Raw genomic sequence first — 12,236 nt, 5'->3', positions numbered from 1 at the left:
GGGCAGGATCGAGGGGGAAAAGAGCAGGACCGGCGCCAGGCCGGCCGCGCAGTTTACCATTCGCGCCATGCAAGCGCCCCTGAATCCAGAGTCCGACATGGACACCGCCACCGCGGCCGGCCCCGCCACCCGCATCCGCATCGTGCTCGTCGGCACCCAGCATCCCGGCAACATCGGCTCCGCCGCGCGGGCCATCAAGACGATGGGGCTGCACCGGCTGGTGCTAGTGGCACCGCAGAAATACCCTCACAACGAAGCCGACATGATGGCCGCCGGCGCCGAAGACGTGCTCAACGCCGCGGTCGAAGTGGCGACGCTGGCCGAGGCCGTCGCCGACTGCAGACTGGTGCTGGGCTGCACCGCACGCAGTCGCCGGGTGCAGCTGCGGGAACTGCGGCCCCGTGACGCCGCGGCGTCCGCGCACTCGGAAGCCGTGGCCGGTGGCGAGGTCGCCCTGGTGTTCGGTCGCGAGCGCACCGGGCTGGAGAACGAGGAACTGCAGCTGTGCCACGCCGCGGTGCACATCCCGGCCAACCCGGACTACAGCTCGTTGAACCTGGCCGCGGCGGTGCAGGTGCTGAGTTACGAGGTGCGGCTGGCGCTGCTGGGCGAGGCCGGGGGCGATGCGCCTGCCGCGCTCGCGCCGGTCAATCCCGACGCGGTACCGCATGCCGAGCTGGAAGGCTTCTTCGGCCAGCTGGCGGACACGCTCGAGGACATCGACTTCCACAAGGGCCGCGCGCCGGATTCGGCCATGCGCAAGCTGCGGCGCCTGTTCGTGCGCACCGGTCTGGACCAGAAGGAAGTGCGCCTGTTGCGCGGCATCCTCGCCGACGCCCAGCGCATGGCCCGTCTGGCGACCGACCGCAACGGCGGCTGAGGCGCGGCGTCTGTCGCAGGCGAATCGCTTCCGCTAGGCTTGCCGCTCCGCCCCCGCATCCGGACCTGCATTGGACCCGCGCCACTTCCTTCGACGGCTCCTGGCGGGTGCGCTGCTGGCGGTGATGGCGGTCGCCGGGCCCGTGCAGGCCGCGGAGCCGCGTAATGTGCTGGTGCTGGGCCGCATCAGTGACGATCCCAAGGCGCACTACGAACAGCTCAAGCCGCTGCTCGACTACGTGGTCGCGCGGATGGGCGATGTCGGCATCACCGAAGGCCGCGTGCTCATGGCGCGCGACGCGCAGCAGATGCAGAGCTACCTGCGGCGCGGGCGTGTGGACTGGGTCACCGAGACCGCCGGCGGCGCGACGCTGCTCGAATCGCGGGCGGGCGCGCTGCCGCTGCTGCTGACCGAGCGCAATGGCGTCAGCCACTACAACACGCTCTATTTCGCCCGGCGCGACAGCGGCATCCAATCGCTCGACGACCTGCGCGGGCGCAGCATCGTGTTCCAGAACCGGCAGTCGACCAGTGCCTACTTCGTGCCGGCCGCCGAGCTGCTCGACCGCGGCATGAAGCTCGAGATCCTGCTGTCGCCGCGCGACCAGCCCGAGGCGCGCTCGGTCGGCTACCTGTTCGCACGCTCGGAGCTCAACATGTCCTCGTGGGTGCACAAGCGCCTGGTCGCCGCCGGCGCGATGAGCAATCTCGACTGGGACAGCGACCGTCGCGTGCCGGCGTCGTTCAAGCGCGACTTCGTGATCATCGGCGAGAGCGCCCCGTTCCCGCGCGCGATCGAAATGGTGCGCGGTGATCTCGATGCCCGCGTGACCGCGCGCCTGCGCGAGGTGCTGATCGAGGCGAGCGCGGATCCCGCTGCGGCCGACGCGCTGCGCCAGTTCTTCAGCACCACCGCGTTCCTGCCGATGGATGCCGGCACGCGCGTCGAGCTCGACGTGCTGCGCGCCGGCGTCGCGCGGGTCGTGGCGGAGGTGGAATGAAGCTGCCGACCGGCCTGCAGGCCACGTTCCTGGCGCTGGCGGGCGCCGCGGTACTGGCCGGTCTCGTCGCGGTGGCCCTGGTGCTGCAGCAGCAGGACCAGGCGCAGAAGCAGATCCTCGCGTTGAGCCAGCGCTCGATGCATGCGCTCGCGTCGCAGCGGTTGCTGGTGCGGGGCGAGGCGGTCTCGGCGCAGCTCGCCGATGCACTGGTCAACCCGCTGTACTACTTCGACCTGGAAGCCATCGGCGCCTCGGTCGGCAACGTGCTGCGCCAGCCCGACGTCAGCTACGTGATGGTCTACGACGTCGAGGGCAACATCGTCCACGACGGCAGCCGCGACATCGAGCGCTACGGCCAGCGCATGGACGATGCGTTCGCACTCGAAGTCCTGGCCGCGCCGGGCCAGCACATGCAGAGCGACGGCCGCATGCTCGACGTGTCGATGCCGATCCGGATCGGCGACCAGCGGCTGGGTGGCGTGCGCATCGGCTATTCGCTGGCGACGGCGAAGCAGGACGAGGACGCCATGGTCGCGACCATGCAGGCGCGTCTGGACGAGATCGCGCGACGCCATCTGGTCGCGGTCGGCCTGCTGCTGGTCGTGCTGGTCGCGCTCGGTGCGCTCGTCGCGGCGATGCTGCAGCGCCGGCTGGTGCGCCCGGTGCGCGAGCTGGCCGATGCCGCCCAACGCATCGAGGCGGGGCACTACGACGTGGTGGTACCGGTGGACACCCGGCGCGACGAGATCGGCGATCTGGTCCGCGCCTTCGACCGCATGCGCGACAGCATCGCGCGCCACGACCGCGACATCCGCCGGATGGCCTATACCGATTCGCTGACCGGCCTGGCCAACCGGCTCGCGCTGCGCGAGACGCTGGACCAGCGTCTGCTGGAGATGCAGGGCGCCGCGGGACGGCTGGCGCTGCTGTTCGCCGACGTCGACGACTTCAAGCGCGTCAACGACACCCTCGGTCACGACGCGGGCGACGCCGCGCTGATCCAGTTCACCGCGCGCATCGACGCCGCGGTGCGCGAGTTCGATGTCGCCGATGCCCTGCTGGCGCGGTTCGGCGGCGACGAGTTCGTCGTGCTGCTGCAGTTGCCCGAATCCGACGGCGCCGACCTGCGCGCAGTCGCCGGCCAGCTGGCGACGCGGCTGGCGGAGGAGGTCGCGCGCCCGATCGAGATCGAAGGCCGCCGCGTGTTCCTCGGCATCTCGATCGGCATCACCGTGTTCCCCGACGACGCCGCCAGCGCGGCGATGCTGCTCAAGAACGGTGACATCGCGATGTACCAGGCCAAGCTGGCCGGCAAGAACTGCCACCGTTTCTACAGCCTGGCCATCGACCAGGCGGTCGAGCGGCGCATGCACATGGAACACGAACTGCGCGGCGCGTGGGAGCGCGGTGAGCTGAGCCTGGCCTACCAGCCGGTATTCCGGATGGCGGACAAGGGGCTGGTCGGCGTGGAAGCACTGCTGCGCTGGACGCATCCGGAATTCGGCCATGTCGCACCGCCGGTGTTCATCGACGTCGCCGAGCAGAGCGGTCTGATCGACGTGATCGGGCCGCAGGTCCTGCATGCCGCCTGCGTCGAGGCGCGCGCGTGGCAGCAGCGCTTCCCGGCGGCAGCCGAGCTGTTCGTCGCGGTCAACGTGTCGCCGCGCCAGCTGCGCGGCGCGGCGTTCGCCGTGGAGGTCGAAGCGGCGCTGCGCGAGTCGGGCCTGTCGCCGCACCATCTGCATCTGGAACTGACCGAGACCGCCGTGATCGGCGACGAGGCACGCGTCGGGCAGCTGCTGGGTGCGCTGCGCGCGCTGGGCGTCAAGATCTGGCTCGACGATTTCGGGACCGGTTTCTCCGGCCTGACCCATCTGCGCCGCGTGCCGGTGGACGGCGTCAAGATCGATCGCAGTTTCGTCGCCGACGTGCTGCGCGACCCCGATGATCTGGCGCTGACCACCGCGATCATTTCGATGGCGCACTCGATCGGCATCACGGTCGTCGCCGAAGGGGTCGAGCAGGCGGGCCAGTTCGACGTGCTGCGCGATCGCGGCTGCGACCTCGGTCAGGGATTCTGGCTCGGCCATCCGCTGACGGCGCGGGCGTTCGATGCGCTGCTGGGGTGAGGGCGCGCGGCCCGGGCGCCGGCCTGGGTCTGGCGTGCGCGCGGTGTCCGGGCTTTGACCGGCACCCGGCGGTAGAGCGGCCGGGCCTCGCGCCCGGGTGACCGCCGCGGCAAGTTGCATCGGCCGACCAAGACGTCCGACGCGCGCTTGCGATGCGACACGCTGCTGGAGCCCGGCAGCGGTATGCTCATGCCCCCGAGAGCGCATGGATGTCGCAATGGGTACGTGGTCTCCCCTGGAGATGTTCTGCCTGCTGTCCGGCCTGGTCGTCTGGGCCGTGGTCGGCGTCGTCAGCGTGCGTCTGGTGCTCGCCCACCGGCGCGTCTGGCCGCCGGAAACCGTCGAGCACGAGGAAGGGGCTCCCGCACTGCCGACGCACGCGCGGCTGGCCGCGCTGGACGCATTGCGGTCGCACGGGCGGATCGGTGCGGACGAACATGCGGCGCGGCGTCGCGCACTGCTGCTGGAGGCGAGCGGCCGGTCCCGTTAGACCGTCTGCCACGCACGCGTGCTCAGAACAGCCGGGCCAGCCACTCGCTTGCGGCAGTCGCCAGCGTGCCGCTGAGCACGCCGAAGAACGCGATCGCGACCACGCCGCCCGCCCAGGTCCAGAGCATCAGCGCGCCGTCGCGTTCCAGCAGGGCCAGTGCATAGGCCAGCAGCAGCAGGCCGAACACGTAGTTGGTGAACGGGATCGGCAGCGCCAGCAGCACGCCCAGCAGCACCAGTTGCAGGCCGGTGAACATCGCCGCGGCACGATGGTCCAGAACGCCCGGCAGGCGCGGCCGGCTGACGCGCTCCACGCGGCGGAGCCAGGGCTCGACGACGGTCTCGAAGCGTTGCACGGCGCTGCGGTGCGGGCCGCGCTCGGCGATGAACCGCGGCAGCCACGGCTTGCGCAGGCCCATCAGCAGCTGCACGCCGACCAGCACCACCAGCGGTCCGCCGATCGCGCCGCCGACGCCCGGCACCGGGATGAAGGCGGGCAGCGTGGCGACGAACAGCATCATGCCGAACACGCGTTTGCCCAGTCCGATCAGCAGATCGGTGAAGCGCAGCTGGTCGTCCGGATCGCCCAGGGCCATCGCGGCGAGCAGTTCCCGTGTGCTGGCTTCCTCGCGCGAGGGGATCTCAGGCGTCATCCGGATCCGCGTCCGCATCCGGAATGCGCTGCAGCAGCAGCTTGTCGACCCGCGGTCCGTCGAGATCCACGATCTCGATCCGCCAGCCCTGCCACTCGAAGTGTTCGGCCACGTTGGGGATGCGGCTGAAGCGCGCAATGGTCATGCCGGCCGCGGTATGGAAGACGTGCTCGTCCTCGCCCGGCAGCGGGCCGCCGCCCAGCAGTTCCCGCAACGCACCGGTGGTGAGCGTGCCGTCGACCAGCATGGAGCCGTCCTCGCGCATCACCACCAGCGGCGTCGCGTCCAGGCCACTGCTCTGGGTGCGGCCGATGACCGCCTCCATGACGTCGTTGAGCGTGACCATGCCGGTGATGTCGCCGTACTCGTCGACCACCAGCGCCAGCGACTGCTGGTTCTCGCGCAGGATCTCGAGCAGCTTCATCGCCGGCGTCGATTCAGACACGAACAAGGGCTCGCGCAGGTACTTGAAGAGGTCGAATTCCTTCTTCTCGAGGCGGTCGATCAGCGACTTGATCTCGAGCACGCCCACCACGTCGGCATCGCTGCCGCGGAACACGGGGTAGCGCGAATAGGGCGTCTCGCGCATTTCGGCCAGGTTTTCCTCGAACCCGGCCGAGATGTCGAGCCAGGCGATGCGCGTGCGCGGCGTCATCAGGCTCTCGGCGTCGCGATCGCCAAGCGTCAGCACGCGGTTGACCATGTTCCGCTCGTCGGCGTCGATCACGCCCTGCTCGTGGCCTTCGCTCACGAGCATGCGGATCTCCTCTTCCGACACCTGCGCGGCCTCGGTCTTGTCGAGGCGCAACAGCTTCAGCAGGCCGCGCACGCTGGCGCTGAGCAGCCACACCGCAGGCGTGGCGATCCGCGAGAGCCAGTGCATGGGCAGGGCCACGAGCGACGCCAGCCGCTCGGGTGCGAGAAGCGCCAGGCGCTTGGGCAGCAGTTCGCCGAAGACGATGGTCAGGAACGTGATCAGGCTGACGGCGAGCACGGTGCCGACGGTCGAGGCGTAGGTGCCCAGGATCGGCAGGCTGGCCGCGAGCCACGTGCCGATCAGGCTGCCCAGCGCGTCGCCGCCGAGCATGCCGGTGAGCACGCCGATCGTCGTGATGCCGACCTGCACGGTCGACAGGAAGCGTTCCGGGTGTTCGGCCAGCTCCAGCGCGGCGCGCGCGCTGCGGTGCTCGCCCGCCATCTGCTTCAGGCGCGGCTTGCGCGACGTGACCACCGACATCTCCGACAGCGCGAAGAACGCGTTGCAGGCGATCAGGGCCAGGACGATGAGGATCAGTTCGAGCATTGCCGGGGCCTCCTGCCGGAAAACGGGCGATGCGGGGCATCGAGGGAGGCGGTTGCGGTGTGCGTCGCGGGGGGCGGTCTAGAGTCGTCGTCCATGTGAAAGATGAACAGCGCAAGGGGCGCGGGCCGGACTATAGCAGGCTGCGATGTGACGACCGCGGTCCCCCCGGGCGCGCCCGGACTGGCCCCCACTGTCATGGAACCGTCATAATCCGCGCCTTGCGCAGAGCGTCCGGTCCCGGACGCGCGACTTCAAGGCGTCCGGCATGTTCTCCCTGCAAACGATCTTCGGCCAAGGCAACCAGTTCTACACGCTGCTCGAGGAGGCCGCGGTGGCCGCGCACGACAGCGCCGTCGCCCTCCACGCGATGCTCCGGGCATCCGACCGCCAGCCGGCGCTGGATGCGTTCAAGCTGGCGCGCATGCGCGAGCGCGAGGCGTCGGAGAAGATCAGCCAGGCGCTGGTCGACAGCTTCATCACGCCGATCGAGCGCGAGGACATCGAAGCACTGGGTTCGGCGCTGTACAAGATTCCCAAGCAGATCGAGAAGTTCGCCGATCGCTACTCGCTGGCGACCATGCATCTGGAACACATCGACTTCGCGCCGCGCGCGGCGATGCTCGAACAGGCGTCGGCCGTCGTGGTGAAGATGGTCAAGACGCTTCGCAGCATGAAGCTCGAGCCGATGAAGGCGCTCAACGACGAGCTGCGCGCGCTGGAGAACGAAGCCGACCGGCTGATGCTCGAGCTCTACCGCGACATCTACTCGGGCAAGCTCGATCCGCTGCAGATGTTCCTGCTCAAGGAGTTTTTCGAGATTCTCGAGAAGGCGATTGACCGCTGCCGCGAGGCGGGCGTGGTCGCCTACGAGATCGTGCTCAAGAACTCCTGACGGGCCGACGGACATGCTGACCCTCGTGCTGATCGTGGTCGCGACCGCGCTGGTGTTCGAATACATCAACGGTTTCCACGACACCGCCAATTCCATCGCGACCGTGGTCGCCACCAAGGTGCTCTCGCCGATGCAGGCGGTGGGCCTGGCTGCGTCGATGAACCTGGTCGGCGCGCTGATGGGCACCGCCGTCGCGAAGACCATTTCCTCCGGGCTGATCGACGCCGGCGTGGTCGACGTGGGATCGCAGCTGATCCTCTGCGCGCTGCTGGGCGGCATCGTCTGGAACCTGATCACCTGGTGGTGGGGTCTGCCGTCGTCGTCGTCGCACGCGCTGATCGGCGGTCTGATCGGCGCGGCGCTGGCGGCTGCGTCGAACAATCTCGACGTGGTGATCTGGTCCGAGCCCGCCCAGCCGGTCTGGCACAGCGCGGGTGTGCTGTGGAAGGTCATCGTGCCGATGGTCAGTTCGCCGGTGCTCGGGTTCGCGGCGGGCTTCCTGATGATGGGCGTGCTGTTCTTCGTGATCTCGATGCTGGCGCGCAGCGGCGGCGTGCTCGCTCGCGTCGCGCGGCCGCGCTGGGTCAACGCGTTCTTCGGCAAGAGCCAGATCGTCTCGGCCGCCGGCATGGGCTTCGCGCACGGCATGAACGATGCGCAGAAGACGATGGGCATCGTCGCCCTGACCCTGGTCAGCGCGCAGAGCGTCGGCACGCTGGACAACCTGCCGGCCTGGCTGGCGTTCCTGCATCCCTCCGATGCGGCGCTGGCGGAAGGCGACATCGATCTGTGGATCAAGATCACCTGCGCCCTGGTCATGGCGGCCGGCACCGCGGCGGGCGGCTGGCGCATCATCAAGACGCTGGGCCACAAGCTGGTCAAGCTGCACCCGATCCACGGCTTCGCGGCCGAGACCAGCGCCGCTTCGGTGATCCTGGCCGCCTCGTCGATGGGTATTCCGGTGTCCACCACCCACAACATCTCCGCCGCGATCATGGGCGTGGGCACGGCCAAGCGCCTCAACGCGATCAAGTGGACGGTGGTCAACAAGATGATCTGGGCGTGGATCCTGACGATCCCGATGTCCGGCGGCATCGCCTACGGCCTGTTCCGGATGTTCCACCACTTCGGCTGGGTCTGATCCGCAGCGGCCGGCGCGCGTCGGCCGTTTGCTAGAGTCGTCGCGCACCCTGCATGAGGATGTGCCCGTGTCACGGCTCGGTCTTACCAATCTCTATCTGAAATGCGGACTGGTCCTGATCGTCATTGGACTGGGCTGCGCTGTCGCGCTGTTCGCGATGATGCCGTCGGCGAAGGGCACGTCGTTCCAGTTGCTGATGTGGGGCGCGCAGGGTGGATTCCTGAGCGGCCTCGTGCTCTACGTCATCGGACGCGTCGTGCACGCCACGCGCCAGTCGCGTCGGACCTGATCTCGGCCGGCGCATGGCGGTCAAAAGCCAGGAAGCCGAAGACGCTTACGCGATCTCCCGCGCCCGCATCCTCGCCGCGATCCGCGCGGTGCCCGCCGGCCGCGTCGCCGGCTACGGACACATCGCCCGCCGGGCCGGTCTGCCGGGGCGCGCGCGGCTGGTCGCGCGGGTCCTGCGTGATCACGGTGATCCGGACCTGCCGTGGCATCGCATCGTGCGCAGTGACGGACGCATCGCATTTGCCGATGGCTCGCCCGGGTTCCGCGAACAGGCGCGACGCCTGCGCGCCGAGGGCGTTGCGGTGACGCGTGGCCGGGTGCGGATGCCGATCGACGACACGCTCGACGCCGCGCTGTGGGGACCCGACGCACACGGCTGATCCGGCACGATGCCCTACACGGTCGCGCCGGTATCATGGCGCCCGAAAACGAGGAGTCCGGATGTTCCCGAGGTTGCCACTGGCCGTCAAAGTGATCCTGGCCATCAATGTCGTCGTGTTCGTGCTGCAGTTGTCGATCGGCAACGCGCTGGCGGCGTTCATGCTGTGGCCGCTGGGCGGCGCGGATGCGGGCGGGCTGGGGTTCCAGCCGTGGCAGCTGGTGACCTACGGTTTCATGCACGACCCGCGCTCCATCGGCCACCTGGCGTTCAACATGCTGGCGCTGGCGATGTTCGGCTCGCAGCTCGAACACACGTGGGGAACGCGGCGCTTCGTGACCTATTACCTGGTCTGCGTGGTCGGCGCGGGCCTGTGCCAGCTCGGCGTGGTCAGCTGGTCACTCGCGCAGGGGGCGTTTCCGTATCCCACGCTCGGTGCATCGGGTGGCGTGTTCGGCCTGCTGCTGGCCTACGGTGTGCTGTTCCCCAACCAGCGGCTGGTGCTGCTGTTTCCGCCGATCCCGATGCGCGCCCGGACGCTGGTCATCGTCTACGGCCTGGTCGAGCTCGTGCTCGGCATCACCGGCACGCGCTCGGGCGTCGCCCATTTCGCCCACCTGGGCGGCATGCTGTTCGGCTGGCTGCTGCTGCAGCACTGGCGCGGGCGTCCACCCTTCAGCCGCGGCGGCGGCAAACGCCACGTGCGCCGGGTCTGACGGCGCACGGGCATCCGGAACGACGGGCAGCGCCGCGCGCCGCCCGTCGTGTCGACGCCGGACCGGCTGACGCCGGGTGCCGGACGGGCTGCCGCTCCGCAGACTCGATCACGCATCGGTTCAAAAAAAATGCGCCGGACGAGCCGGCGCATTCCAGTGTCGCGACGTGGCGGTGGCTCAGCGCCAGATGCGCACCTGGTCTTCGGCCTTGCGGGTCATCGCGTTGTTCGCGCTGCACTTGAAGGTTTCGGTATAGGCCGGCAGGTTCGACACCGGGCCGTTCGCGCGCCACTGGCCCGGGGCATGCACGCTGGTCGCGGCATTGCGGGTCGCGGTATCCACGGCCGACTGCTGGCGCCACAGCTGCGCCCAGCCACGGAAGAACGCTTCCTTGCCGGACTGCGCGAGTTCGGGACTCGCCTGCTGCAGAGCGTCCCAGGCGAGCTCCACGCCGGCGAGATCGGCGGCGTTCTCGTCCCGTGTCAGCGCGCCGTTGACCTGCGTGCCCGACAGACCCGGGTAGCCGTAACCGTTGTACTGCGCGACGAGCTTGTCGGTGGCGGTGAGCCAGCCGGCGTCATCGTCGGTGCTCCACCAGGTGCGCACGGTGCCGGTGCTGTCGACCAGCTTGCCCTTGATGTCGATCGCGCGGCTCAGTTCGTGGCCGACCAGCGCACCGTAGGTGCCGTAATGCGTGGCGGCATCGGCCGCCACGTCGAGCACCGGCGGCTGCAGCACGGCGGCCGACACGATCAGGCGGTTCTGCGCCAGGTCGTAGGCCAGGGCCGGCGTCTGCGGCAGCACGTCCCAGCGGCGGGCCGCATTGGCCTGGCCGATACGACGCATTTCCTGTGCATGGCGCCAGGTGGAGGCGATCAGCATGTTGCTGCCGAAGCTGGCACGGCCCATCGGCTGCACGGTGTAGTCGATGTCCTGCACCGGCGCGCCGATCTCGATCTTCAGCGCGGCGAGCTTGGCCTTGGCCTCGGTCTTCGCGGCCGGGGTCATCCAGCTGTTGCGCTCGACGCCACGGCCCAGCGCGTCACGCACCTGGCCGGCGATGGTCTCGGCGCGCGCGCGCGTGGTGTCCGGGAGGTACGCGGCCACGTATTCGCGCGACATCATCGGGCCGGCTGCGCGGTTGATCGCGCCCAGTACCAGCTGCCGGCGCTCGGGCTGTGCGCTTTCGCCGCGCAGGATGCGGCCGTGGAAATCGAACTCGGCGTCGCGGAAGCTCTTGGACAGGTACGGCGCCATCGCATTGCCGATATGGAAGCGCAGGTACGCCTTCCACTGCTCGGCCTTGAGCGAATTGACCAGCGTGTCAAGCTGCGCGAACAGCGCCGGGTTGGCCAGCGACACCTGCGTCGCCTGCACACCCTGCGCGGCGAGGAATTCGCCCAGCTGCAGGCGGCGGTACTGCTTGTCGAGACCGGCGGTGTCGACCAGAGCGTACTGGCTGCGCGGATCGCGCAGATCGGCCAGCGGCGTGGACGCGGCCGCGATGCGGCGCTCCAGGTCGATCACCAGCGCGGTTTCGGCATCGAGGCGGTCCTCGGCGGTACCGGTCAGCGCAAGGATGTTGCGCACGTACTGCGTGTACTGCGCGACGATCTGCTGGGTCTCGGCGTCGCCGCGGCTGTAGTACGCGGGATCCGGCAGACCGAGACCGCCCTGGGTGAAGTAGCCGACGTGACGGTTGAGATCGGCGAGGTCCACTTCGGCGCCGAACTGGAACAGCACAGGAATGCCGACCTGGTGCAACGCGGCTAGCGCCGGCGCGATGTCGCGCGTGCGACGGATGCCGTCGATGCGCGCGATCAGCGGCGCAATCGGCTTGGCGCCATCGGCTTCGACCGCGGCCTCGTCCAGGCCACTGGCCCAGAAATCGCCGAGCAGGCGCTGCACGTCGTTCTGCGGCGACGTCATCGCGGCATTGAGCAGATCGTGCTGCTGGGTGAGCGCGAGCGCCTGCAGCTCGCCGAGGGCGGAACGCGTGCCCTGGCCGGCGACGACCATGTTCGCGGCCAGCCAGTCCTTGTTGGCGAAGCTGTAGAGATCGGTGCACGCGGTGACGGGCGGCGGACCCTTCGGCGCGGCGGCGCGGCGGCGCTGCGCGTCGGCATCGGAACTCAGGCCGACCAGCAGTGCGATCGAAGCGGCGAGCAGGGCGGGGCGGGCGAGTGTGTGCTGGATCGGCATTGCGGAGTCCGTGCGGGCATGAATCGCGCAAGTCTAGCAAGCCGTGGGATGCGCGACGGTGCGGCATTTCGCGTTCAGGGATGTGCGGTGGAAGCAGCGGTGACGGACTCGCCTCAACCGGTTCGAGGGTGATGCCATCCATCACCCGATGCGCTGCGCGCATC

Annotated in this window: 12 protein-coding genes; 9 read left to right on the top strand and 3 right to left on the bottom strand. The window is 69.3% G+C overall.

What is annotated here, in order from left to right; all coding sequences use genetic code 11:
• Positions 1-97 precede the first annotated feature (97 nt).
• The 4 genes from CURTO8I2_RS06425 (at position 98) to CURTO8I2_RS06410 (ending at position 4,499) form a co-directional block, all read left to right on the top strand.
• Positions 98-880, top strand: coding sequence for an RNA methyltransferase (locus CURTO8I2_RS06425; protein ID WP_159679650.1), 783 nt, complete (start codon positions 98-100; stop codon positions 878-880).
• 124 nt (positions 881-1,004) lie between these two features.
• Positions 1,005-1,880, top strand: coding sequence for a PhnD/SsuA/transferrin family substrate-binding protein (locus CURTO8I2_RS06420; RefSeq protein WP_159681579.1), 876 nt, complete (start codon positions 1,005-1,007; stop codon positions 1,878-1,880).
• Complete coding sequence (locus CURTO8I2_RS06415; protein WP_159679648.1) at positions 1,877-4,009, top strand: EAL domain-containing protein; 2,133 nt, start codon at positions 1,877-1,879, stop codon at positions 4,007-4,009. The genes CURTO8I2_RS06420 and CURTO8I2_RS06415 overlap by 4 nt, the downstream gene beginning before the upstream one ends.
• 217 nt (positions 4,010-4,226) lie before the next feature.
• Positions 4,227-4,499 carry a hypothetical protein gene (locus CURTO8I2_RS06410; RefSeq protein WP_159679647.1) on the top strand — a complete coding sequence of 91 codons (273 nt, stop codon included), beginning with the start codon at positions 4,227-4,229 and terminating at the stop codon, positions 4,497-4,499.
• Between the two features lie 22 nt (positions 4,500-4,521).
• Here the strand turns inward: CURTO8I2_RS06410 and CURTO8I2_RS06405 are convergent, their stop codons facing one another.
• Together CURTO8I2_RS06405 and CURTO8I2_RS06400 are read right to left on the bottom strand one after the other, a co-directional pair.
• Positions 4,522-5,151 (bottom strand): exopolysaccharide biosynthesis protein, encoded by a 630-nt coding sequence (locus CURTO8I2_RS06405; protein ID WP_236551017.1) that lies wholly within the window; start codon positions 5,149-5,151, stop codon positions 4,522-4,524.
• Positions 5,141-6,454 carry a hemolysin family protein gene (locus CURTO8I2_RS06400; protein WP_159679645.1) on the bottom strand — a complete coding sequence of 438 codons (1,314 nt, stop codon included), beginning with the start codon at positions 6,452-6,454 and terminating at the stop codon, positions 5,141-5,143. The genes CURTO8I2_RS06405 and CURTO8I2_RS06400 overlap by 11 nt, the downstream gene beginning before the upstream one ends.
• A gap of 265 nt (positions 6,455-6,719) precedes the next feature.
• Here CURTO8I2_RS06400 and CURTO8I2_RS06395 point away from each other — a divergent pair, with 265 nt between their 5' ends.
• The 5 genes from CURTO8I2_RS06395 (at position 6,720) to CURTO8I2_RS06375 (ending at position 9,870) form a co-directional block, all read left to right on the top strand.
• Positions 6,720-7,346 carry a DUF47 family protein gene (locus CURTO8I2_RS06395; RefSeq protein WP_159679643.1) on the top strand — a complete coding sequence of 209 codons (627 nt, stop codon included), beginning with the start codon at positions 6,720-6,722 and terminating at the stop codon, positions 7,344-7,346.
• A gap of 13 nt (positions 7,347-7,359) precedes the next feature.
• Positions 7,360-8,487, top strand: coding sequence for an inorganic phosphate transporter (locus CURTO8I2_RS06390; protein ID WP_159679641.1), 1,128 nt, complete (start codon positions 7,360-7,362; stop codon positions 8,485-8,487).
• A gap of 67 nt (positions 8,488-8,554) precedes the next feature.
• The gene (locus CURTO8I2_RS06385) at positions 8,555-8,776 is read left to right on the top strand and encodes a hypothetical protein (RefSeq protein ID WP_159679639.1); all 222 of its coding nucleotides are present in this window, start codon (positions 8,555-8,557) and stop codon (positions 8,774-8,776) included.
• A 13-nt stretch (positions 8,777-8,789) separates the two neighbouring features.
• A complete protein-coding gene (locus CURTO8I2_RS06380; protein WP_159679637.1) occupies positions 8,790-9,155 on the top strand; it encodes an MGMT family protein in 366 nt (121 codons plus the stop codon).
• A gap of 61 nt (positions 9,156-9,216) precedes the next feature.
• The gene (locus CURTO8I2_RS06375) at positions 9,217-9,870 is read left to right on the top strand and encodes a rhomboid family intramembrane serine protease (protein ID WP_159679635.1); all 654 of its coding nucleotides are present in this window, start codon (positions 9,217-9,219) and stop codon (positions 9,868-9,870) included.
• A gap of 177 nt (positions 9,871-10,047) precedes the next feature.
• Here CURTO8I2_RS06375 and CURTO8I2_RS06370 read toward each other — a convergent pair whose 3' ends face one another.
• Positions 10,048-12,072, bottom strand: a complete 2,025-nt coding sequence (locus tag CURTO8I2_RS06370; RefSeq protein WP_159679633.1) for a M13 family metallopeptidase — start codon at positions 12,070-12,072, stop codon at positions 10,048-10,050.
• Positions 12,073-12,236: the final 164 nt, after the last annotated feature.

The organism is Luteimonas sp. 9C, from assembly GCF_902506295.1.
In the GTDB taxonomy this organism is placed as follows: Bacteria; Pseudomonadota; Gammaproteobacteria; order Xanthomonadales; family Xanthomonadaceae; genus Luteimonas.
Note: the sequence above shows the minus strand (reverse complement) of the source record. Positions and strands in the feature narration are given on the sequence as shown.